Annotated in this window: 21 protein-coding genes; 11 read left to right on the top strand and 10 right to left on the bottom strand. The window is 64.3% G+C overall.

Annotated features, from left to right (window positions below):
• The first annotated feature begins 84 nt into the window (after positions 1-84).
• From ACIPZB_RS05205 to ACIPZB_RS05190, 4 genes are all read left to right on the top strand, one after another.
• Complete coding sequence (locus tag ACIPZB_RS05205) at positions 85-2,676, top strand: glycosyltransferase (RefSeq protein WP_400639247.1); 2,592 nt, start codon at positions 85-87, stop codon at positions 2,674-2,676.
• A 278-nt stretch (positions 2,677-2,954) separates the two neighbouring features.
• Positions 2,955-4,106 (top strand): succinyl-diaminopimelate desuccinylase, encoded by a 1,152-nt coding sequence (gene dapE, locus ACIPZB_RS05200; protein ID WP_400639246.1) that lies wholly within the window; start codon positions 2,955-2,957, stop codon positions 4,104-4,106.
• The gene (locus ACIPZB_RS05195) at positions 4,106-4,918 is read left to right on the top strand and encodes a putative RNA methyltransferase (protein ID WP_400639245.1); all 813 of its coding nucleotides are present in this window, start codon (positions 4,106-4,108) and stop codon (positions 4,916-4,918) included. The genes dapE and ACIPZB_RS05195 overlap by 1 nt, the downstream gene beginning before the upstream one ends.
• Before the next feature lie 17 nt (positions 4,919-4,935).
• On the top strand, positions 4,936-5,310 hold the full coding sequence (locus tag ACIPZB_RS05190) for a hypothetical protein (RefSeq protein WP_400639244.1): 375 nt from the start codon (positions 4,936-4,938) through the stop codon (positions 5,308-5,310).
• 92 nt (positions 5,311-5,402) lie between these two features.
• Here the strand turns inward: ACIPZB_RS05190 and ACIPZB_RS05185 are convergent, their stop codons facing one another.
• A complete protein-coding gene (locus ACIPZB_RS05185) occupies positions 5,403-5,612 on the bottom strand; it encodes a cold-shock protein (RefSeq protein ID WP_003252255.1) in 210 nt (69 codons plus the stop codon).
• Between the two features lie 242 nt (positions 5,613-5,854).
• Here ACIPZB_RS05185 and plsB point away from each other — a divergent pair, with 242 nt between their 5' ends.
• The 5 genes from plsB (at position 5,855) to ACIPZB_RS05160 (ending at position 10,260) form a co-directional block, all read left to right on the top strand.
• Complete coding sequence (gene plsB / locus ACIPZB_RS05180) at positions 5,855-8,341, top strand: glycerol-3-phosphate 1-O-acyltransferase PlsB (RefSeq protein WP_400639242.1); 2,487 nt, start codon at positions 5,855-5,857, stop codon at positions 8,339-8,341.
• An 80-nt stretch (positions 8,342-8,421) separates the two neighbouring features.
• Positions 8,422-8,817 (top strand): YbaY family lipoprotein, encoded by a 396-nt coding sequence (locus tag ACIPZB_RS05175; RefSeq protein ID WP_400639241.1) that lies wholly within the window; start codon positions 8,422-8,424, stop codon positions 8,815-8,817.
• Between the two features lie 35 nt (positions 8,818-8,852).
• Positions 8,853-9,068 (top strand): hypothetical protein, encoded by a 216-nt coding sequence (locus ACIPZB_RS05170; RefSeq protein ID WP_400639240.1) that lies wholly within the window; start codon positions 8,853-8,855, stop codon positions 9,066-9,068.
• Positions 9,069-9,141: 73 nt separating this feature from the next.
• Positions 9,142-9,540, top strand: coding sequence for a YbaY family lipoprotein (locus ACIPZB_RS05165; protein WP_400639239.1), 399 nt, complete (start codon positions 9,142-9,144; stop codon positions 9,538-9,540).
• A 33-nt stretch (positions 9,541-9,573) separates the two neighbouring features.
• Complete coding sequence (locus ACIPZB_RS05160; RefSeq protein ID WP_400639238.1) at positions 9,574-10,260, top strand: DUF4197 domain-containing protein; 687 nt, start codon at positions 9,574-9,576, stop codon at positions 10,258-10,260.
• Between the two features lie 135 nt (positions 10,261-10,395).
• Here the strand turns inward: ACIPZB_RS05160 and ACIPZB_RS05155 are convergent, their stop codons facing one another.
• Complete coding sequence (locus ACIPZB_RS05155) at positions 10,396-13,461, bottom strand: efflux RND transporter permease subunit (RefSeq protein WP_400639237.1); 3,066 nt, start codon at positions 13,459-13,461, stop codon at positions 10,396-10,398.
• A 6-nt stretch (positions 13,462-13,467) separates the two neighbouring features.
• Positions 13,468-14,568: an efflux RND transporter periplasmic adaptor subunit gene (locus tag ACIPZB_RS05150; protein ID WP_400639236.1), complete on the bottom strand. Its 1,101-nt coding sequence runs from the start codon at positions 14,566-14,568 to the stop codon at positions 13,468-13,470.
• A gap of 182 nt (positions 14,569-14,750) precedes the next feature.
• On the opposite strand from ACIPZB_RS05150, the gene ACIPZB_RS05145 reads away from it, so the two are divergent.
• A complete protein-coding gene (locus ACIPZB_RS05145; protein ID WP_400639235.1) occupies positions 14,751-15,380 on the top strand; it encodes a TetR/AcrR family transcriptional regulator in 630 nt (209 codons plus the stop codon).
• Positions 15,381-15,516: 136 nt separating this feature from the next.
• Here the strand turns inward: ACIPZB_RS05145 and ACIPZB_RS05140 are convergent, their stop codons facing one another.
• Entirely contained in the window at positions 15,517-16,293 is a 777-nt protein-coding gene (locus ACIPZB_RS05140) for a class I SAM-dependent methyltransferase (RefSeq protein ID WP_400639234.1), read from the bottom strand.
• 103 nt (positions 16,294-16,396) lie between these two features.
• On the opposite strand from ACIPZB_RS05140, the gene ACIPZB_RS05135 reads away from it, so the two are divergent.
• Complete coding sequence (locus ACIPZB_RS05135; RefSeq protein ID WP_400639233.1) at positions 16,397-17,017, top strand: energy transducer TonB; 621 nt, start codon at positions 16,397-16,399, stop codon at positions 17,015-17,017.
• Between the two features lie 2 nt (positions 17,018-17,019).
• On the opposite strand, the gene ACIPZB_RS05130 is transcribed toward ACIPZB_RS05135, so the two are convergent.
• From ACIPZB_RS05130 to adk, 6 genes are all read right to left on the bottom strand, one after another.
• On the bottom strand, positions 17,020-17,706 hold the full coding sequence (locus ACIPZB_RS05130; protein WP_400639231.1) for an extensin family protein: 687 nt from the start codon (positions 17,704-17,706) through the stop codon (positions 17,020-17,022).
• Positions 17,707-17,712: 6 nt separating this feature from the next.
• The gene (locus tag ACIPZB_RS05125; RefSeq protein WP_400639230.1) at positions 17,713-18,543 is read right to left on the bottom strand and encodes an oxaloacetate decarboxylase; all 831 of its coding nucleotides are present in this window, start codon (positions 18,541-18,543) and stop codon (positions 17,713-17,715) included.
• A 30-nt stretch (positions 18,544-18,573) separates the two neighbouring features.
• A complete protein-coding gene (locus tag ACIPZB_RS05120; RefSeq protein WP_400639229.1) occupies positions 18,574-19,443 on the bottom strand; it encodes a DUF72 domain-containing protein in 870 nt (289 codons plus the stop codon).
• 3 nt (positions 19,444-19,446) lie between these two features.
• The gene (locus tag ACIPZB_RS05115) at positions 19,447-19,734 is read right to left on the bottom strand and encodes a hypothetical protein (RefSeq protein WP_400639228.1); all 288 of its coding nucleotides are present in this window, start codon (positions 19,732-19,734) and stop codon (positions 19,447-19,449) included.
• A gap of 130 nt (positions 19,735-19,864) precedes the next feature.
• Entirely contained in the window at positions 19,865-20,539 is a 675-nt protein-coding gene (gene tsaB, locus ACIPZB_RS05110) for a tRNA (adenosine(37)-N6)-threonylcarbamoyltransferase complex dimerization subunit type 1 TsaB (protein ID WP_400639227.1), read from the bottom strand.
• A 135-nt stretch (positions 20,540-20,674) separates the two neighbouring features.
• Positions 20,675-21,325, bottom strand: coding sequence for an adenylate kinase (adk, locus tag ACIPZB_RS05105; protein ID WP_008098202.1), 651 nt, complete (start codon positions 21,323-21,325; stop codon positions 20,675-20,677).
• Positions 21,326-21,406: the final 81 nt, after the last annotated feature.

Here is a 21,406-nt window from a genome sequence, read left to right as displayed (position 1 = left end):
AGCGACCGCCACCAGCTCCATCGTTAGGAAACAGCCTACCAATACTGCTTTAATGTCCTACCACCTGGACAGAACTGGATCACAATGTCTTCACGCAAATTCGGCCTCAACCTGGTCGTGGTGCTGGCCATCGCCGCGTTGTTCACCGGGTTCTGGGCGCTGGTCAATCGCCCAGTGTCCGCACCTGACTGGCCAGAGCAGATCTCCGGCTTCTCATACTCGCCATTCCGCCTCGGGGAAAGCCCGCAAAAGGGCCAGTACCCCAGCGACGACGAGATGCGCCAGGACCTGGAGCAGATGAACAAGCTGACCGACAGCATCCGCATCTATACCGTCGAAGGCTCGCAGGCCGACATTCCGCGCCTGGCCGAGGAGTTCGGCTTGCGGGTGACCCTGGGCATCTGGATCAGCCCCGACCTGGAACGCAACGAGCGCGAGATCGCCACAGCCATCGAACTGGCCAATACCTCGCGCAGCGTGGTGCGCGTGGTAGTAGGCAACGAAGCCCTGTTCCGTGAAGAGATCACCCCCGAAGCCCTCATCCAGTACCTGGACCGAGTGCGTGCCGCGGTCAAGGTGCCGGTCACCACCAGCGAACAGTGGCATATCTGGAAAGAACACCCGGAGCTGGCCAAGCACGTCGACCTGATCGCCGCGCACATCCTGCCCTACTGGGAGTTCGTGCCGATGCAGGACTCGGTGGAGTTCGTCCTCGACCGCGCCCGCGAGCTCAAGCAGCAGTTCCCGCGCAAGCCCCTGCTGCTTTCGGAAGTCGGCTGGCCGAGCAATGGCCGCATGCGCGGCGGTGCCGACGCCACCCAGGCCGACCAGGCCATCTACCTGCGCACCTTGGTCAACACCCTCAACCGCCGTGGCTACAACTACTTCGTCATCGAAGCCTACGACCAGCCGTGGAAAGCCAGTGACGAAGGCTCGGTGGGGGCCTACTGGGGCGTGTTCAACGCCGAACGCCAGCAGAAATTCAACTTCGAAGGGCCCGTGGTGGCGATTCCGCAATGGCGTGCGCTGGCGGTCGCCTCGGTGGTGCTGGCGATGATCGCCCTGACCGTGCTGCTGATCGACGGCTCGGCCCTGCGCCAGCGCGGGCGAACCTTCCTCACCTTCATCACCTTCCTTTGTGGTTCGGTTCTGGTGTGGATCGGCTACGACTACAGCCAGCAGTACAGCACTTGGTTCAGCCTCACCGTCGGCGTGTTGCTGGCACTGGGCGCGCTGGGCGTGTTCATCGTGTTGATGACCGAGGCCCACGAACTGGCCGAGGCGGTGTGGATCCACAAACGCCGCCGAGAATTCCTGCCGGTGCAGGGCGACACCGCCTACCGGCCGAAAGTCTCGGTGCATGTGCCGTGCTACAACGAACCGCCGGAGATGGTCAAACAGACCCTGGACGCCCTGGCCGCGCTGGATTACCCGGACTACGAAGTACTGGTGATCGACAACAACACCAAGGACCCGGCCGTGTGGGAGCCCCTCAAGGCTCACTGCGAAAAGCTCGGCGAACGCTTCAAGTTCTTCCACGTAGCGCCGCTGGCCGGTTTCAAGGGCGGCGCGCTGAACTACCTGATCCCGCACACGGCCAAGGATGCCGAAGTGATCGCAGTGATCGACTCGGATTACTGCGTCGACCGCAACTGGCTCAAGCACATGGTGCCGCACTTCGCCGACCCGAAAATCGCCGTGGTGCAATCGCCGCAGGACTACCGCGACCAACACGAAAGCGCCTTCAAGAAACTGTGCTACAGCGAATACAAGGGTTTCTTCCACATCGGCATGGTCACCCGCAACGACCGTGACGCGATCATCCAGCACGGCACCATGACCATGACCCGGCGTAGCGTGCTGGTAGAACTGGGCTGGGCTGAATGGTGCATCTGCGAGGATGCCGAGCTGGGCCTGCGCGTGTTCGAGAAAGGCCTGTCGGCCGCCTACGCCCACAACAGCTATGGCAAGGGCCTGATGCCCGACACCTTCATCGACTTCAAGAAGCAGCGCTTTCGCTGGGCCTATGGCGCCATCCAGATCATCAAGCACCATGCCGCGGCCTTGCTGCGTGGCAAAGGCAGCGAGCTGACCCGCGGCCAGCGCTACCACTTCCTGGCCGGCTGGCTGCCGTGGATCGCCGACGGCATGAACATCTTCTTCACCGTCGGCGCCTTGTTGTGGTCGGCGGCGATGATCATCGTGCCCCATCGGGTCGACCCGCCGCTGATGATCTTTGCCATTCCGCCCTTGGCGCTGTTCTTCTTCAAGGTGGGCAAGATCATCTTCCTGTACCGCCGTGCGGTGGGGGTGAACCTGAAGGATGCCTTCGCGGCGGCGCTGGCCGGTCTGGCGCTGTCGCACACGATCGCCAAGGCGGTGCTGTACGGGTTCTTCACCAGCAGCATGCCGTTCTTCCGCACGCCGAAGAATGCCGACAGCCACGGGTTGCTGGTGGCGATTTCCGAAGCCAGGGAAGAGCTGTTCATCATGTTGTTGCTGTGGGGCGCGGCGGCTGGCATCTATCTGGTGCAAGGGCTGCCGAGCTCGGACATGCGCTTCTGGGTGGCGATGCTGCTGGTGCAATCGTTGCCGTACCTGGCGGCGCTGGTGATGGCGTTCTTGTCGTCGTTGCCAAAGCCTGCGGACAAGGTCGCAGAACCGCAGCAGGCTTGAGATTGCTGGGGCTGCTTTGCAGCCCAATCGCCGGCAAGCCAGCGCCCACAAGATTCTCGCCACCTTGAGAACTGCGCAGCACCTGTGGGAGCAGCCCAATCGCTGGCAAGCCAGCTCCCACAGGATTCTCGCTACCTTGAGAACTGCGCAGCACCTGTGGGAGCCGGCTTGCCGGCGATTGGGCCGCGCAGCGGCCCCATTGCCCCGTGCCGACGCCCCTAGTTTGATATAAGATAACGCCCCTCGTTTTCCCGCCTTGCCTTGCCCCGGAGTCCCCCATGACGGCCCCAGCCGAGCTCTCGCCCACCCTTCAACTGGCCTGCGACCTGATCCGTCGCCCCTCGGTCACCCCTGTCGACGCCGACTGCCAGGCACAGATGATGAATCGACTGGGCGCCGCGGGCTTCCAGCTCGAACCGATGCGCATCGAAGACGTCGACAACTTCTGGGCCAGCCACGGCAATCAGGACGGACCGGTGCTGTGCTTTGCCGGCCACACCGACGTGGTCCCCACCGGCCCGGTGCAGCAGTGGCAACACGAGCCGTTCGAGGCGCTGATCGATGCCGACGGCATGCTCTGCGGCCGTGGCGCCGCCGACATGAAAGGCAGCCTGGCGTCGATGGTGGTGGCCAGCGAGCGCTTCGTGCGCGACTACCCTGACCACCGCGGCAAGGTCACCTTCCTGATCACCAGCGATGAAGAAGGCCCGGCGCACCACGGCACCAAGGCCGTGGTCGAGCGCCTGAAGGCGCGCAACGAGCGCCTGGACTGGTGCATCGTCGGCGAGCCGTCGAGCACCACCCTGCTCGGTGATGTGGTCAAGAACGGCCGTCGGGGCTCGCTCGGCGCCAAGCTGACCGTGCGTGGCAAGCAGGGCCACGTGGCCTACCCGCACCTGGCGCGCAACCCGATCCACCTGGCCGCGCCGGCCCTGGCAGAACTGGCTGGCGAACACTGGGACGAAGGCAATGCGTTCTTCCCGCCGACCAGCTTCCAGATCTCCAACCTCAATTCCGGCACCGGCGCCACCAACGTGGTCCCGGGCGAGCTGACTGCGCTGTTCAACTTCCGCTTCTCTACCGAGTCGACCGTCGAAGGCCTGCAAGCACGGGTTTCGGCGATCCTCGACAAGCATGAGCTGGACTGGTCGATCGACTGGGCGCTGTCGGGCCTGCCCTTCCTCACCGAGCCGGGCGAACTGCTCGATGCGGTGGCAGCCAGCATCAAGGGCGTCACCGGCCGCGACACCCAGCCGTCCACCAGTGGCGGCACCTCCGATGGCCGCTTCATCGCCACCATGGGCACCCAGGTGGTCGAGCTGGGCCCGGTCAACGCCACCATCCACCAGGTCGACGAGCGCATCCTGGCCAGCGACCTCGACTTGCTGACCGAGATCTACTACCAGACCCTGGTCCGGTTGCTCGCCTGATGCTCGCCTGCCCTATCTGCCAGGCCGCCCTCACGCGCCTCGACAACGGCGTGGTGTGCCCCGCTGGCCACCGCTTCGACCGTGCTCGCCAGGGTTACCTGAACCTGCTGCCGGTGCAGCACAAGAACAGCCGTGACCCAGGCGACAACCAGGCCATGGTCGAAGCCCGCCGCGACTTCCTCGACGCAGGCCACTATGCCCCCGTGGCCCGCCGTCTGGCTGAGCTGGCCGCCGAGCGCAAGCCTGGCGCCTGGCTCGACATCGGCTGCGGCGAGGGCTACTACACCGCGCAACTGGCCCAGGCCCTGCCACAGGCCGACGGCTATGCCCTGGACATCTCCCGCGAAGCGGTCAAACGTGCCTGTCGCCGCGACCCTGACGTGACCTGGATGGTCGCCAGCATGGCCCGCGTGCCGCTGGCCGACGCCAGCTGCCAGTTCATCGCCAGTGTGTTCAGCCCGCTCGACTGGGCCGAAGCCAAGCGCCTGCTCAGCCCCGGTGGTGGCCTGATGCGGGTTGGCCCGACCAGCGGTCACCTGATGGAACTGCGCGAAGTGCTCTACGATGAAGTACGCCCCTACGCCGACGACAAGCACCTGGCCCTGGTGCCGGAGGGCATGGCCCACGCCCACGGCGAAATCCTCGAATTCCGCCTGAGCCTGGCCGAACCCAAGGCCCGCGCCGACCTGCTGGCAATGACCCCTCACGGCTGGCGAGCCAGTGCCGAGAAGCGCGCGCGGGTGATCGACCAGCCCGAGCCGTTCGAGGTCACGGTTTCCATGCGTTATGACTATTTCGTGCGCCAAGACTGAGCACACCCGGAGCCCTTATGCGCCAACCTGATATCGAGATCTACCTGAAGGACGCCGACGTCGACCACCAGCAACTTGCCAAGTGGCTGGCCGAGGCCATCGGCCCGTGCAGCGAATGGCAGCAGAAAGGTCAGACCTTCAAATGCCAAGCCGGTAACATTCCAGTCACTTGGTTACCGAAGGCTGTAGGGAAATGGAACAGCCTGTACCTGGAGAGCGACCAGACCCCCTGGGCCGATGACATCGCCTGCGCCCGCGCCGCGTTCGCCGCACTGGGCGTCGAAGTACGCTGTGCACCCGGTGGCTGGGTCGAGGAAGACGGGGAAGAAGATGCCGACCGCTGGGTCCGCATCAGTGCCGACGGTGAAGAGGAAATCACCTGGCGTACCTGAGCGCATAACGCTCTTTTGTGGGAGCCGGCTTGCCGGCGATGCAAGCACCGCGGTATCCGCCGCTGATCGCCGGCAAGCCAGCTCCTACAAGCTCAGAGGCCTACTACGTCCTCGGCTTGCAGGCCTTTCTGGCCCTGCACGCAGGCGTATTCCACCCGCTGCCCTTCGACCAGGGTACGATGCCCCTCACCGCGGATCGCCCGATAGTGGACGAATACATCCGCACCACCTTCGCGCTGAATGAAGCCATAGCCCTTGGCATCGTTGAACCACTTTACATTCCCAGTCTCACGAGACGACATCTGAACTACTCCGAATTTTTATTGTGAAGATCGCCTTGCAGGCACAAGGTCTTCACCCCGTGCCGACGCCGCTTGATGAAATATCCTGCAAGTGGCAGGCCGAGTATATGACACGGAACAAATAAATTTCATGACTGCGGCGCCGCTTGCAGGATTTTGCTGAACTTGCGCAGATACGGCAGACTAATTGACTGCACTCGCAAAAAATCACCACCTGTCATCACACCCAGGGCACACACCCCATGACCCGTTCCCCCCTGCGCCGCCTGATCTTCGGCGCCTTGCGTCGCCTGTTGTACCTGTGGGTGCGCTCCGAGACCATCAACCAATCGTCGATGAGCCTCAACCTCGACCGCAGCCGGCCGGTGTTCTATGCCCTGCCCTCGCCCTCGCTCAGCGACCTGGCGGTACTTGATCATGAGTGCACCAAGGCCGGCCTGCCGCGCCCGGTACTGCCAGTGGCCGTGGGCCCGTTGCACGAACCCGCCGGGTTCTTCTACCTCACCCCCGACCCTGACTGGCTGGGCCGCCATGACAAACGCGGCGCCCCGCCGACCCTGGAGCGTCTGGTCGCCGCCGTGAGCCAGCACGCCGAAGAAGACGCGCAAATCATTCCGGTCAGCGTGTTCTGGGGGCAGACCCCGGCCAGCGAATCCAGCCCGTGGAAGCTGCTGTTCGCCGACAGCTGGGCGGTCACCGGGCGCCTGCGCCGGCTGCTGACCATCCTGATCCTGGGCCGCAAGACCCGCGTGCAGTTCTCCGCCCCCATCCACCTGCGCGAACTGGTGCAGCACAACAAGGGCCATGAACGCACCGTGCGCATGGCCCAGCGCCTGATGCGCGTGCATTTCCGCAACCTCAAGACCGCGGTGATCGGCCCGGACATCTCGCACCGGCGCAACCTGGTCAAGGGCCTGGTGCATGCCCCGCTGGTCCGTCAGGCCATCGCCGAAGAGGCGCAACGCGAGAACATTCCCCAGGCCAAGGCCGAAGCCCAGGCGCTGCGCTATGGCAATGAGATCGCCTCGGACTACACCTACACCGCGATCCGCTTCCTCGAAGTGGTCCTGAGCTGGTTCTGGAACAAGATCTACGACGGTATCAAGGTCAACCATATCGAGCAGGTGCAAGGAATCGCCCCGGGCCACGAAGTGATCTACGTGCCGTGCCACCGCAGCCACATCGACTACCTGCTACTGTCCTACCTGCTGTTCCGCAACGGCCTGACGCCGCCACACGTCGCCGCCGGCATCAACCTCAACATGCCCGGTATCGGCAGCCTGCTACGCCGTGGCGGCGCCTTCTTCATGCGCCGCACCTTCAAGGGCAACCCGCTGTATACCTCGGTGTTCAACGAATACCTGCACACCCTGTTCAGCAAAGGCTTCCCGGTGGAGTACTTCGTCGAAGGCGGGCGCTCGCGCACCGGGCGCATGCTGCAACCCCGCACCGGGATGCTGGCCATCACCCTGCGCAGCTTCCTGCGCTCGTCACGCATGCCAATCGTCTTCGTCCCCGTATACATCGGCTACGAGCGTGTGCTCGAAGGCCGCACCTACCTGGGTGAACTGCGGGGCGCGAGCAAGAAGAAGGAGTCGATCTTCGACATCTTCAAGGTGATCGGTGCACTGAAACAGCGCTTCGGCCAGGTCTACGTCAACTTCGGCGAGCCGATCCGCCTGGCCGGCTTCCTCGACCAGCAGCAACCCGGCTGGCGCGAGCAGGATCATGGCCCGCAGTGCCGCCCCGCCTGGCTCAATGAGACCACCACCCGCCTGGGCGAAACCGTGGCCCGGCGCCTGAACGAGGCGGCGGCGATCAACCCGGTCAACCTGGTGGCGCTGGCACTGCTGTCCACCAGCCGCCTGGCCCTGGACGAACAGGCCCTGAAGCGGGTGCTCGACCTGTACCTGGCGCTGTTGCGCAAGGTGCCGTACTCCGAGCACACCACCTTGCCTGAAGGTAACGGCCAGGCGCTGATCGAACACGTCAGGCGCATGGACCTGCTGGCCGAGCAGAAAGACGCCCTGGGCCGCATCCTGTACCTGGATGAAGCCAACGCGGTACTGATGACCTATTACCGCAACAACGTCCTGCACATCTTTGCCCTGCCGGCATTGCTGGCGAGCTTCTTCCACAGCAGCTCGCGAATGAGCCGCGACCTGCTTGGCCAGTACGTGCACGCGCTGTACCCGTACCTGCAGGCCGAACTGTTCCTGCGCTGGGAGGTTGCGCAACTGGACGAAGTGATCGACCAGTGGCTGGCCGCGCTGGTCGAACAGGGCCTGCTGCGCCAGGAGGGCGAGATGTACATCCGCCCCGTCCCGAGCTCGCGCCAGTACGTCCTGCTGACCCTGCTCGCCCGCACCATCACCCAGACCTTGCAGCGCTTCTACATGGCGACTTCGCTGCTGCTCAACAGCGGCCAGAACACCCTGAGCGCCGAAGAACTGGAAGACCTCTGCGTGATGATGGCCCAGCGCCTGTCGATCCTGCATGGCCTTAACGCCCCGGAGTTCTTCGACAAGACCCTGTTCCGGCATTTCATCCAGACCTTGATCGAGCAAGGCGTGCTGCACCCAGGCAGTGACGGCAAGCTCGGCCACCATGAAAAACTCGGCGAACTCGCCGAGGGTGTGGCCAAGCGTGTGCTGTCGGCCGAGCTGCGCTTGTCGATTCGCCAGGTTGCGCTGCACCGCGATGAGGCAGCGGAGGCTGTCACAGGGTAAGGCTTGTTGCTGCCGCGAGGTGCGCCGAGTGGATGAGGATGGGTTCGCTGAACCCTTCCAAACCCATTAGGAGTACAGACATGAGCGACGTTTCCATCCGATCACTGGATATCGAAATCGTGGCCTCGACCGACGGCACCTTGCCGCCTTCCGGGCTCGTGCAAGTGAGCCTGGACGATGTGTCACTGGCCGATGCACCGGCCATCTGCCATGCCCAGCTGCGCCTGCGCTGCGCCGGTACGATGCCGATCAACCTGCGCCTGAACTATGACAGCCAGCAGATCGACCCTCGCCACACCTACGCGCTGTCGGTGCGCATCGAACAGGATGGCCAGCTGCTGTACATCAACACCGACCCCCATGAAGTCGCACTCGACAAGGTCAAGGGCAGGCTCCAGGTAACCGTCGACAAGATCGACTCGATGACCGACGAAGTTCACGGCGGCAGCTGGGGTATCCCACTGACGGTACGCTGAACACGTCCATTGATCCCTGCTCAAGGAGTTCACTCATGACCTCAAGAAAAACGACTGTCACTGATGGCATCCACGGCGGCAACCTGCCACTGCCGGGCACAGACGGCATTCATGGCGGCAACCTGCCTCTGCCGGGTACGGACGGCATTCATGGCGGCAACCTGCCGCTGCCGGGTACGGACGGCATTCATGGCGGCAACCTGCCCCAGGAAAGCGTCGAGGGTATTCAGGGAGGTAAGCACAAGGGTTGACCACCCCACCGGCAAAATCCGCTAAAGTCCTCGGGGTTGGCCAAAAGCCAGCCCCAAGGACACCGGAGATTCCATGAAAAAACTCTTTATGCTGTGTTGCGCATCTCTGCTCGCAGCCTGTTCCAGCCAAACACCCTCGAACCAGGCCAGCCTGGACGGTGAAGTCTTCTACCTGCAGCGCATCGCCCTGCCACCTGCCGCTACCTTGAATGTGAGCCTGCAGGACGTTTCGCTGATGGACGCCCCCGCCGTGACCCTGGCCAGCCAGGCCGGGCCGGTCAAGGGCAACGTGCCATTGCCCTTCCACCTCAGCTATGACCCGGCCCAGATCAAGCCCGGCCACCGCTATGCGGTCAGCGCCCGAATCGAACTGGACGGCAAGTTGCTGTTCATCAATACCGAACACCACGGCGTCAAGCTCGACGGCAGCGACCCACAGCCCGTGCGGATCAAGGTCGATCCGGTGCGCTGACGCGCTTTTGTTTTCGTTCAGAAGGAACGCCTCATGATTCGCTCTTCCCTGCGCTTCACCACGCTGTGCGCCGGCCTGCTGTTGTCGGCCAGCGCCCTTGCCCTGTCGCTCGGCGACCTGAGCCAGAAAGACGCCACCGGCGGCCTGAAGGACGCCCTGACCCAGGGCGCCCAGTTGGCCGTCAAGCAACTGAGCACCCCGGGTGGTTTCAGCAACGACCCGGACGTGCGCATCGAACTGCCGGGCAACCTCGGCAAGGCCGCCAAGGCCATGAAGATGTTCGGCAAAGGTGACCAGGTCGAAGCCCTGGAAGCCAGCATGAACAAGGCCGCCGAAGCTGCAGTGCCGCAAGCTCAGGCGATCCTGGTCGATGCGGTGAAGAACATGAGCGTCACCGACGCCAAGGGTATTCTCAGTGGCGGCGACGATTCGGCTACCCAGTACCTGAACAAGAGCAGCCGCGAGCAGATCCGCGCCAAGTTCCTGCCCATCGTCAAGCAAGCCACCGACAAGGTCGGCCTGGCCCAGCAGTACAACAGCTTCGCAGGCCAGGCCAAGGGCCTGGGGCTGATCAAGACTGATGCCAATATCGAAAACTACGTGACCGAAAAAGCCCTGGACGGGTTGTTCGAGATGATTGGCAAACAGGAACAGAACATTCGCCAGAACCCGGCGCAGGCGGCTACCAGCCTGGCCAAGAAGGTGTTCGGCGCGCTTTGATTGCCAAGGGGCTGCTTTGCAGCCCATCGCCGGCAAGCCGGCTCCCACAGGTACAGCACAGTTTTCAACAGCTATGTTTAACCTGTGGGAGCCGGCTTGCCGGCGATTGGAGGGCAAAGCCCTCCCCCGCGATCGTCAGCCTTTCTTGACCCTGAACCACGCCGCATACAACGCCGGCAGGAACAACAGCGTCAGCACGGTAGCAACAATCAACCCCCCCATGATCGCCACCGCCATCGGCCCGTAGAACACGCTTCTGGACAACGGAATCATCGCCAGCACCGCCGCCAGCGCGGTCAGCACGATCGGCCGGAAGCGCCGCACCGTGGCCTCGATGATCGCCTGCCAGCGGTCCAGCCCGGAGGCGATATCCTGTTCGATCTGGTCCACCAGGATCACTGAGTTGCGCATGATCATCCCCGCCAGGGCGATGGTGCCGAGCATGGCGACGAAGCCGAACGGCTGGCGGAACACCAGCAGGAACAGGGTCACGCCAATCAAGCCTAAGGGCGCGGTGAGGAACACCATCACCGTGCGCGAGAAGCTGCGCAGCTGAATCATCAGCAGGCTGAGCACCACCACGATGAACAACGGCATCCCGGCGTTCACCGAACGCTGCCCGCGCTCGGAGTCCTCGATCGTACCGCCGACCTCCAGCAGGTAACCGTCGGGCAGCTTGTCCTTGATCGCCTGCAAGGTCGGCGCAATCTGCCTGACCAGGGTCGCCGGCTGTTCCTTGTCGTAGATGTCGGCACGCACGGTCACCGTCGGCAGGCGGTTGCGGTGCCAGATGATGCCTTCCTCGAAGCCGTACTCCAACGTTGCCACCTGCGACAGCGCCACGCTCTGGCCATTGTCGGTAGGCAGCGCCAGGCTGCCCAGGTTGCCGAGTTCGCTGCGCTCTTGCTGGGTGCCGCGCAGGAGGATCTCGATCAGCTCGTTGTCCTCGCGGTAGTGGCTGACCGTGGTGCCGGTCAGCGAGCTCTGCAGGAACGTGGACAGCTGCGCGGTGCTGACGCCAAGGGCGCGCGCGCGGTCCTGGTCGATCTCCAGGAACACCGCCTTGCTCGGCTCTTCCCAGTCCAGGTGAACGTTGACCACATGCGGGTTCTCGCGCACCTTGTCCGCCACTTCGCGGGCCAGTGCACGGGCCTTCTCGATGTGTTCGCCGGTGACCCGGAACTGTACCGGATACCCCACGGGCGGGCCGTTTTCCAACCGAGTGACCCGGGCGCGCAGGTCAGGGAACTGCTGGTCCATCGTGGCGATCAGCCAGCTGCGCAGGCGTTCACGGTCTTCCATCGACTTGGCCAGCACCACGAACTGAGCAAAGCTGGCGGCCGGCAATTGCTGGTCCAGCGGCAGGTAGAAGCGCGGCGAACCGGTGCCGACATAGGCCACGTAGTTGTCGATGCCGTCCTGCTGCTTGAGCAGCGCTTCCAGCTGCTTGACCCGCTCGCCGGTATTGGCCAGCGACGCGCCTTCGGCCAGCTTCAGGTCGACCATCAGCTCCGGGCGTCCGGAGGCCGGGAAGAATTGCTGGGGCACGAAACGGAACAGCAGAATGCTGCCGATAAAGGCTGCGATGGTCAGCAGGATCACCGTCTTGCGCCGCCGCACGCACCACTCCACCACGCGCCGCACGCGCTGATAGAACGGCGTGCCATAGGGGTCTGGCGCTTGCCCATCCTTGCCATGGCGGGCCGCATGCAGCTTCGCCAGGTCCGGTAGCAGGCGCTCCCCCAGGTAGGGCACGAAGACCACGGCCGCCACCCATGAGGTCAGCAGCGCGATGGTCACCACCTGGAAGATCGAACGGGTGTATTCACCGGTGCTCGATGCAGCGGTGGCGATCGGCAGGAAGCCGGCAGCGGTGATCAGGGTACCGGTGAGCATCGGGAAGGCCGTGCTGGTCCAGGCGTAACTGGCCGCCTTGAGCCGATCGAAGCCCTGCTCCATCTTGATCGCCATCATTTCCACGGCAATGATCGCGTCGTCCACCAGCAAGCCCAGGGCCAGCACCAGCGCCCCAAGCGAAATTTTGTGCAGGCCGATGCCGAAGTAGTACATGGCGGCAAAGGTCATGGCCAGCACCAGGGGAATCGCCAATGCCACCACCAGCCCAGTGCGCAGCCCGAGCGAGAAGAAGCTCACCAGCAGCACGATGATCAGCGCTTCGGCCAGCACCTGGACGAACTCGCCGACACTGGCCTTGACCGCGGCTGGCTGGTCCGAGACCTTGCGCAGTTCCATGCCGGCCGGCAGGTTGCGCGCCAGGCGCTCGAACTCGCCTTCCAGGGCCTTGCCGAGTACCAGGATGTCGCCGCCGTCCTTCATCGACACGGCCAGACCAATGGCGTCTTCGCCCATGAAGCGCATGCGCGGCGCGGGCGGGTCGTTGAAACCGCGGTGCACCTCGGCGACATCACCGATGCGGAAGGTGCGGTCACCTACGCGAATGGGGAACTGGCGAATCTGCTCGACACTGTCGAAACGCCCGCTGACCCGTAAATGCAGGCGTTCGCTGGGCGTCTCGAAAAAGCTGGCGGCGCTCACGGCATTCTGGTCACTCAGTGCCCGCTGCACAGACTCCAGCGGCACGCCGAGCGTGGCCAGCTTGAGGTTGGACAGCTCGATCCAGATCTTCTCGTCCTGCAAGCCCACCAGCTCGACCTTGCCCACGTCCTTGACCCGTTGCAGCTGGATCTGGATGCGGTCGGCGTAATCCTTGAGCACCGCATAGTCGAAGCTGGTGCCGGTCAGTGCATAGATATTGCCGAAGGTGGTGCCGAACTCGTCGTTGAAGAACGGCCCCTGGATTTCCGGCGGCAAGGTGTGGCGGATATCCGCGACCTTCTTGCGGATCTGGTACCACAGCTCGGGAATGTCCTTGGAATGCATCGAGTCACGGGCCATGAAGGTGACCTGCGATTCACCAGGGCGGGAGAACGAGACGATCTTTTCGTACTCGCCGGTCTCCATCAGCTTTTTCTCGATGCGCTCGGTGACCTGGCGCGACACTTCCTCGGCCGTGGCCCCCGGCCACAGGGTGCGGATGACCATGGCCTTGAAAGTGAACGGAGGGTCTTCGCTCTGACCCAGCTTGGTGTAGGACATGGCGCCAATGGCTGCCAGCAGGATCATCAGGAACAGTACGATCTGGCGATTGCGCAGCGCCCAGGCGGAAAGGTTGAAACCCATCGGGACTTACTCCTTGGCCGTCAGGTTCACTACACGGTTGGTGCGATCCACGGGGCGCACCTGTTGCCCCTCTCGCAGCACATGGCCACCTGCAGCGACTACCCAGTCGCCAGGCTTGAGGCCGTCGAGCACCGGCACGCTCTCTGCGCCATAGGCGCCGAGGCGCACCGCGGCACGCTCCAGACGGCTGTCCTGATTGACCCGCCAGACATAGGCCTGGCCGTTCTCGGCCGTCACCGCCGACAACGGCACCGCCAACGGGATCACCCCGTCATGGGCGATGAACACCCGGGCACTCTGGCCGAGCTCGGCTGGCGTCTTGGTCGACGTGAAGGCAATGCGCGCGGCGAAGGTACGCGAACGCGGGTCGGCAGCAGGCGACAACTCACGGATACGCCCCTCGAACCGCTGGTTGGGGTGCGACCACAGTTCGACACTCACCTGCTGGCCCACGGCGAAGCGGGCGAACTGCTGCTCCGGCAAGCCAATGGCAACCTCGCGCTCGCCATCGGCGGCCAGGGTGAACACCGTTTGCCCGGCAGCGACCACCTGGCCGACCTCGACCTGACGCTTGGCGATGACCCCGGCCTGCGGCGCGCGCAACACGGCGTATTCAGCCTGGTTGCCGGCCACGTCGAACTCCGCCTTGGCCTGCTTCAGGCGAGCCAGGCCAGCGCGATAGAGGTTTTCGGCATTGTCGTATTGCGAGTGGCTGACCATCTGCCGCGCCAGCAGTTTCTGGTAGCGGTCACGCTCGGCGCGCACCAGCGACAGGTTGGCTTCGGCGGCAGCCAGTTGGGCGCGGTTGGCTTCCAGTTGCAGGCGCACGTCCTGAGGGTCGAGCTCGGCCAGCGGCTGCTCGGCCTTGACCCGTTGCCCTTCCTCGACCAGCCGTTTGTTCACCTTGCCGCCGATGCGGAAGGCCAGCTCCGGCTCGAAGCGCGCGCGCACTTCACCGGGGTAACTGTCGGCAGCCGCTTCGGCCGGCTGCGGCTGGACCACCAGGGCTGGGCGCGGCGCGGTGGGCGCAGCGGCTTCCTGCCCGCAGGCCGCAAGGAGCAGCAGCGCGGCAGCGGGCAAAGCAAGGGACAAGGCATGACGCAACATGATGAATCCTTTCGCGACGGGCGCATTGAATATTTATACTGACGAGTATATTAAATCAGGGAACCGAGGCCGGGAAGCCAGCGTCGGAAAGAAAAACAACATCAACGATTGGTCGCGCCCCTACAGCCGGAAGCCGTCTGAGCCGGTAAGATGTGCGCCCCTTCCACCAGACGCGGACTCCAATGCTCAACGACGCACCCATCGGCCCTGGCCGGCCCAAGGACCTGGCCAAGCGCGAGGCAATCCTCGAGGCCGCCAAGACACTGTTCCTCAGCCTTGGCTATGCCAACACCAGCATGGATGCGGTCGCTGCGGCGGCAGGTGTTTCGAAGCTCACCGTCTACAGCCACTTCAACGACAAGCAGACCCTGTTCGGCTCGGCGGTCATGGCGACCTGCCAGAACCAGCTGCCTGACCTGATCTTCGAGTACCCCGAAGGCGCGGCGGTGGAGGATGTGCTACTGACTATCGCCCGGGGCTTCCAGGCACTGATCAGCAGTGACGAGGCGGTCAAGCTGAGCCGCTTGATCATGGCCCAGGGCAGTCAGGACCCGAGCTTTGGCGAATTCTTCTACGAGGCCGGGCCCAAGCGCGTGCTGACGGGGATGGAGGCGCTGTTGCGCGGGGTCGACGAACGCGGCTTGTTGCGTATCGACAACCCATTGCGGGCGGCCGAGCACTTCTTCTGCCTGGTCAAAGGGGCGCCGGATTACCGGTTGTTGCTGGGGTGTGCGGGGCCGCTTCAGGGGGAAGAGGCCGAGGCGCATGTGCGCGAGGTGGTTGGAGTGTTCATTCGGGCATTCCAACCTTGATTCCTGGCTGGTAGTACTGGCCTCATCGCCGGCAAGCCGGCTCCCACAGATGCCCCGCAGAGCCCGAGAGCAGCGGGGTCGCTGTGGGAGCCGGCTTGCCGGCGATAGGGCCAGTCGACTCAGCACCGCATCCGGATCAAGCCTTCAACGCCTTCTTCGGATAAATGTCATACCGGCTCGACTTGCCCTCAAGGCTATGGCTCGGCTTCGGCCCGTCGATGATCGGCGCCTTGCGCGGCCGCTTCACCACCACCCGGTGGCTGGCCAGCGCAAGGGCTGCTTCGAGCAACGCGGGCGCATCCAGGTCATCACCGACCAGCGGCCGGAACACGCGCATTTCCTTCTTCACCAACGCACTCTTGTCGCGGTGCGGGAACATCGGGTCGAGGTAGATCACCTGCGGCGCCTCCCCTTCCCAGGCGCGCATGCGCTCGATGGCGTTGCCGGTCAGCAGGCGCATGCGTGCGACGATAGGGCCCACCTCTGCATCCGACCGGGCTCGCGCCAGACCGTCCTCCAGCAATGCGGCGATCAGCGGCTGGCGTTCGATCAGGGTCATCTGGCAACCCAGGCTGGCCAGCACGAACGCATCCTTGCCCAATCCCGCCGTGGCATCGAGCACCTGCGGCCGGACGCCTTGGGAGATGCCCACGGCCTTGGCGATCATCTGCCCGTTTCCACCGCCAAACTGGCGCCGGTGCGCGGCCTGGCCTTCAACGAAGTCCACACGCACCGGCCCGGGCGCCTGCGGGCCCAGCTGCTGGATCTGCAAGCCTTCAGCGCCCACCTGCACGGCGAAGCCGGCGGCATCGTCCTGCAGCGGCAGCCCCAGGCGCTCGGCCCATACCGTGGCCTGTTGCGCATACTCAGCCGACATCGCTTCGACCCTGATACCCGTGCCTTGCTCTTCCATCGTCCACACCTAAAAAATCAAACCAAGCCCTTAATGAATCGGCGCGTCGGCCGATACAGGCAATATCCCGCTATTCTGCCAGAGCACAACGCGCGCGACTGCCATGACAGATACTCTTCCCATCGGCTTGACCTACCTGTCGCCCGTCGGCAACTACGGTCGGCAGAATACCCAGGCACTCGGGGGCGTCAGCCACCTGTGGCAGGATTTCTTCGCCCGCGCCATGGCCGAGCAGCAAGCGCAAGAGCGCGATAGCGTCAGCCAGGCGCTGGTGCAGTACGACAAGGACAGCGGAGAGCCGATCGGCGGGGCCAAGGCCCTGGCCCTGATCGACGCCCAGCGCGCCTGCCCCGTGCACGACACCGTCGTCGCACCGCCCGAACCGCTGTTCCTGCCCAAGGCGGAGCTTGAGGCCAACTTGCTGGAGCCGGCACCCGAGCCGTTCAGCACCGCCGAGATGATCCAGCAGCAGCGACAGCTCGACATCAGCAACACCTGGCTGCGCCCGGTGGTCATGAGCCAAGGCCACCCTCTTGCGCAGCCTGGCCCCGCACCCTCGCCGCGCCCACTGCACCTGCCGATTGCCGAATTCGAGATGGACCTGCTCGACCCGGCGCCGGAACCCTACGCCGAAGCGGCCCTGGCCCGGCAGCAGAACGACCTGGAATTCGACATCCATTGGGCGCGCCCGGTGGTGCTGAACAACGTTCGCGTCCACGCCTGAGATCAGCGGCAGACCTGCCAGAGTCCCATATCCAAGTGAAAGTGATTGTGGTGGGCGGCATTGTAGTCCGGGCCCAGCACCGTACTGAAGCTTTCGCATGCGGCCTGCTGAACCTGGCGCAGGAACTGCGCCTTCTGCCCGCCCGCCTGCCAATCCCGCGCCAGCACGATGCGCTGGCCGTCCTGCAGGCGAAAGCCGCTGATATCCAGGGCATTGGCGGTGGCGTGCTGGCTCAGCCGGCCCTGCTTGCGGTGATAGACATTGCGGCAAGCAAAGCTACCCAGATGATCGACCTGCGTCACGGCCTGGCCAAAGACCTGTTGCGCTACAGGTTGCAGGCCGTGCGCTTCGAACAACGCATAAGCCACCGCCAACGGGCAGCTGGCGAGAAAACTGCTGCTCAGTCGCGCCTGTCCTTGTTCGATACGCCATACATTCTGCAGCGGGCAGTTGGCCGCTACAGGGCTGTCGGCCTGCGCCCTGTAGCGCAGGCGAGTGGTCTCAAGCGCCTGTCGGCACAAGCCTGGGTCCTTGCGCAAACGGGCCAGCTTGTAGGGGGTCAACAGGTTGGGCGGTTGGCGGACGTCCAGCGCCGCCCAGGGGTTCCAGGCGTCCGGCAGGCGCCAGCCGTATAGCCAGGCCAGGCCCGCCGCGAGCAGCAGGCCGCACAGCCAGGCCAGCGCGCGCACGCCCCCTCAGCGACGGAACAGATCGTTGAGCTGGGCGAAGGGCAATGCCTGCTCCCCGTAACTGAACGTACCCTGGTCACGGATCTCCAGCGCCGCACGCTGGAACGCCCCGAGCGCCGCACGGGCCAACGACGAACCCACGCTGATACGGCGCACACCCAGGTCCTGCAGCTGGTTGACGCTCAGTGGCACACCCGCCAGCCCCATCAGCACGTTCACCGGCTTCGGCGCCACCGCCTGCACCACCGCGCGAATCTCATCGACGCTGCGCAGCCCCGGCGCATACAGCACATCGGCGCCCGCCTCGGCATAGGCCTGCAGGCGCAAAATGGTGTCGTCCAGGTCCATGCGCCCGTGCAGCAGGTTTTCCGCACGGGCGCAGAGGGTGAACGGGAATGGCAGGCTGCGCGCGGCCTGCACGGCGGCGCGCACACGCTCTACGGCCAGGCCGAAGTCATAGATCGGCGCTTCGCTGCGACCGCTGGCATCTTCGATCGAGCCGCCCACCAGGCCCGTTTCGGCGGCCCGCAGAATGGTCTGGGCACAATCTTCGGGCAGGTCGCCGAAGCCATTTTCCAGGTCGGCGGCGACCGGCAAGGCGGTGGCGTCGACGATGAGCCCGGCGTTGTCGAGCGTCTCGTCCAGGCTCAAGGCGCCCTCGGCATCCGGCCGCCCGAGGCTGAAGGCAAGCCCGGCACTGGTCGTGGCCAGCGCCTCGAAGCCCAGGCTGGCCAGGAGCTTGGCAGAGCCGGCGTCCCAAGGGTTGGGGATGACGAAGGCGCCATCACGCTCGTGCAGGGCCTTGAAGGCTTCGGCACGCAGTGTTTGTACATCCATGGTCACAACCTCCGGCTGGTCGGGGAATGGTCAGAGTAGTCCCAGTTGTTCGACCTCGGGGGCGCGCGGCAATTCCGGCAAAGCGGCAAGGCCCGGCAGGCGTGCCATCAGCCGCTGGTGGAAACGCTGGGCCAGTGCGGCGGCCAGGCGGTTGTCGGAGGTGTGCAGGAACACATAAGGGCTGCGCCCTTCCTCGATCCAGGCAGCGACCTTGTCCACCCAGGGTGTGAGAAAGGTTTCGTTGGCCTCAAGCTCGGGATGGCCGATGAAACGCACCTGCGGGTGCTGACTGAAGGCGGCGGGCCGTGGCGGAACCTTGGGTTTCTTCGACTGCGCGTGAAGCACGGCGGGATCGCGCGAGGTACAACTGAACAGCGCGCGTGGGTCAAGGCAGATGCGCTCGACGCCACGCTCATGTAGCAGCCGGTTGAGCAAGCGCTCCTCCTCACCCTTGGCGAAGAAGGCCTGATTGCGCACCTCCACGGCCACCGGCACGCCGATCTCGTCGAGAAAGTAGCTGAGCTCGCCCAACCGCGCCGGCCCGAACTGGGCCGACAGCTGCAGCCAGTACGGCGATACTCGCTGGCCCAACGGGGCCATCAGGCGGGTGAATTCGAAAGCAGGCTCGAGTTGATCACGCAGGTCTCCCTCATGGCTGATATCCCTGGGAAACTTGGCAGTGAAGCGAAAGTGCGCGGGCATGACCTGCGCCCAGCGCGCAAGGGTGCCGGGGGCGGGACGGGCGTAGAAGGTGGTGTTGCCCTCGACGGCGTTGAACACCTGGCTGTAGAAGCCAAGCATTTCACCGCTGCTGGCATCGACGGGATACAGGTAGTCGCGCCAGGCGTTTTCGCTCCACGACGGACAACCCAGAAAATAAGGCAGGGGGGATGGACTCATCCCTCAAATGTACAGGTCGAGCCCCAGTACTTCCATGTCCCAATCGGTAAAACCGGCGGTGCTGAGGTAGCTGGCCAGCGCCGTAGCAGTGCGGCGGTCGCGGGCGCGGGGGAAAACCATGTCCTGCTGGCGGGCCGGCAGGCCAGCACCGCGCAGGCGCGGCGCGGATTCATGAGCGACTTCGCTCTCTTCGATCAGTTCGGCATCTTCGATGGCTTGATCGCGCACCCCTGCTTTGCGCGGTGCGCGCTTGACCGGGTAGGACTGCGATGAGAAACCGTCGATACGCATGGCGTGAGCACTCAGAACCGATGATGGCAATTTAGCAGCATCAGAGTTCCATCGCTAATGCTCGAGTGATAACTGGACCACAGTTCACGCCAAAGGTTTATCGACAACCGCGATAACCGACGAACAGCACTCAACGTGCCTTGGGCGTGGCTACATTATCGCGCAGGTAAACCGGTTGCGCCTGTTCGGCAGCGATGGCCTCGCCGCGTGCCCAGGCGAAGCGGGCCAGGCTCAGGATGTCCAAGGCATTGGGCAGCGCTGCCGGGTTGCTGGCACTGACCTGCACGCCCAGGCGCTCGGCGTAGCCCCAACCGGTGCCCGCGCCGTACCAGTCGCCGCTGCTGCCTTCCGGCAAAGCCACACGCTCCGGCGGCAGCACCGCCTCCAGGCCTTGCAGGCGCATTTCGCCGGCCTCTGCCTTGTAGCAACCCCAGTACACCTCGTCCATGCGCGCATCGATGGCCGCTGCCACCTGCTGCACGCCATGCTCGCGCAGCGCACCCTGGGCCAGCGCGGCCAGGTTGGACACCGGCAGCACCGGGCGCTCCAGGGCGAAGGCCAGGCCCTGCACCACACCGATGGCAATGCGCACGCCGGTGAAGGCGCCCGGGCCACGGCCGAACGCGATGGCGTCGAGGGCGTTCAGTGCCACACCGGAATCGCCCAGCAGCTGCTTGATCATCGGCAGCAGCTTCTGCGCGTGCATGCGCGGGATCACCTCGTAGTGGCTGGTTACCTTGCCATCATGCAGCAGCGCGACGGAACAGGCTTCGGTGGCGGTATCCAGGGCCAGCAGGGTGGTCATCGAACAGGTATCCAGGTGCAGAGGGAAAAGAGCGGCAGTATAGAGGAGGCGCGGCGTTGTGTCGTCAAGGGGCCGCTGTGCGGCCCCAAAACGACAACGGCCCGCAAGCGGGCCGTTGTCAAGCACGGTGCTGGATCAGCTCAGGGCTGCCAGGACCTTGCCGGTGATCGATTCGACCGAACCGACGCCTTCGATGTGGCTGTACTTCGGCTTGCCAGCGTTGGCGGCCGAGAGCTTCTGGTAGAAGTCCACCAGCGGCTTGGTCTGGCTGTGGTAGACCGACAGGCGATGACGCACGGTTTCTTCCTTGTCGTCGTCGCGCTGGATCAGTTCTTCGCCAGTGACGTCGTCCTTGCCTTCCACTTTCGGCGGGTTGTACTGAATGTGGTAGGTGCGGCCCGAGGCCAGGTGCACGCGACGGCCAGCCATGCGGCCGACGATTTCTTCGTCGTCGACGGCGATTTCGACCACGGCGTCGATATCGACACCGGCCGCGACCATGGCTTCGGCTTGCGGGATGGTCCGCGGGAAGCCGTCGAACAGGCAGCCATTGGCGCAATCAGGCTGGGCAATGCGCTCCTTGACCAGGCTGATGATCAGCTCGTCGGAGACCAGCTGGCCAGCATCCATGACTTTCTTCAGTTCCAGGCCCAGCGGGGTGCCAGCCTTGACGGCGGCACGCAACATGTCACCGGTGGAGATCTGTGGAATACCGAACTTCTCGGTGATGAACTTTGCCTGAGTACCTTTACCGGCCCCGGGAGCTCCCAGCAGAATTACGCGCATCTCGTGCTCCTCAAATTTTTGTATGAAATTCAATGGATTCGGCAATCAGGGCCAAGTCCGGAAAATCGGGTATGACCATAA

This window comes from Pseudomonas sp. NPDC089396 (assembly GCF_044749545.1).
In the GTDB taxonomy this organism is placed as follows: Bacteria; Pseudomonadota; Gammaproteobacteria; order Pseudomonadales; family Pseudomonadaceae; genus Aquipseudomonas.
Note: the sequence above shows the minus strand (reverse complement) of the source record. Positions and strands in the feature narration are given on the sequence as shown.

Coding starts and splice junctions, on each gene's coding strand:
- ACIPZB_RS05205 (WP_400639247.1), top strand. CDS start 85: ATGTCTTCACGCAAATTCGGCCTCAACCTGGTCGTGGTGCTGGCCATC.
- dapE (WP_400639246.1), top strand. CDS start 2,955: ATGACGGCCCCAGCCGAGCTCTCGCCCACCCTTCAACTGGCCTGCGAC.
- ACIPZB_RS05195 (WP_400639245.1), top strand. CDS start 4,106: ATGCTCGCCTGCCCTATCTGCCAGGCCGCCCTCACGCGCCTCGACAAC.
- ACIPZB_RS05190 (WP_400639244.1), top strand. CDS start 4,936: ATGCGCCAACCTGATATCGAGATCTACCTGAAGGACGCCGACGTCGAC.
- ACIPZB_RS05185 (WP_003252255.1), bottom strand. CDS start 5,612: ATGTCGTCTCGTGAGACTGGGAATGTAAAGTGGTTCAACGATGCCAAG.
- plsB (WP_400639242.1), top strand. CDS start 5,855: ATGACCCGTTCCCCCCTGCGCCGCCTGATCTTCGGCGCCTTGCGTCGC.
- ACIPZB_RS05175 (WP_400639241.1), top strand. CDS start 8,422: ATGAGCGACGTTTCCATCCGATCACTGGATATCGAAATCGTGGCCTCG.
- ACIPZB_RS05170 (WP_400639240.1), top strand. CDS start 8,853: ATGACCTCAAGAAAAACGACTGTCACTGATGGCATCCACGGCGGCAAC.
- ACIPZB_RS05165 (WP_400639239.1), top strand. CDS start 9,142: ATGAAAAAACTCTTTATGCTGTGTTGCGCATCTCTGCTCGCAGCCTGT.
- ACIPZB_RS05160 (WP_400639238.1), top strand. CDS start 9,574: ATGATTCGCTCTTCCCTGCGCTTCACCACGCTGTGCGCCGGCCTGCTG.
- ACIPZB_RS05155 (WP_400639237.1), bottom strand. CDS start 13,461: ATGGGTTTCAACCTTTCCGCCTGGGCGCTGCGCAATCGCCAGATCGTA.
- ACIPZB_RS05150 (WP_400639236.1), bottom strand. CDS start 14,568: ATGTTGCGTCATGCCTTGTCCCTTGCTTTGCCCGCTGCCGCGCTGCTG.
- ACIPZB_RS05145 (WP_400639235.1), top strand. CDS start 14,751: ATGCTCAACGACGCACCCATCGGCCCTGGCCGGCCCAAGGACCTGGCC.
- ACIPZB_RS05140 (WP_400639234.1), bottom strand. CDS start 16,293: ATGGAAGAGCAAGGCACGGGTATCAGGGTCGAAGCGATGTCGGCTGAG.
- ACIPZB_RS05135 (WP_400639233.1), top strand. CDS start 16,397: ATGACAGATACTCTTCCCATCGGCTTGACCTACCTGTCGCCCGTCGGC.
- ACIPZB_RS05125 (WP_400639230.1), bottom strand. CDS start 18,543: ATGGATGTACAAACACTGCGTGCCGAAGCCTTCAAGGCCCTGCACGAG.
- ACIPZB_RS05120 (WP_400639229.1), bottom strand. CDS start 19,443: ATGAGTCCATCCCCCCTGCCTTATTTTCTGGGTTGTCCGTCGTGGAGC.
- ACIPZB_RS05115 (WP_400639228.1), bottom strand. CDS start 19,734: ATGCGTATCGACGGTTTCTCATCGCAGTCCTACCCGGTCAAGCGCGCA.
- tsaB (WP_400639227.1), bottom strand. CDS start 20,539: ATGACCACCCTGCTGGCCCTGGATACCGCCACCGAAGCCTGTTCCGTC.
- adk (WP_008098202.1), bottom strand. CDS start 21,325: ATGCGCGTAATTCTGCTGGGAGCTCCCGGGGCCGGTAAAGGTACTCAG.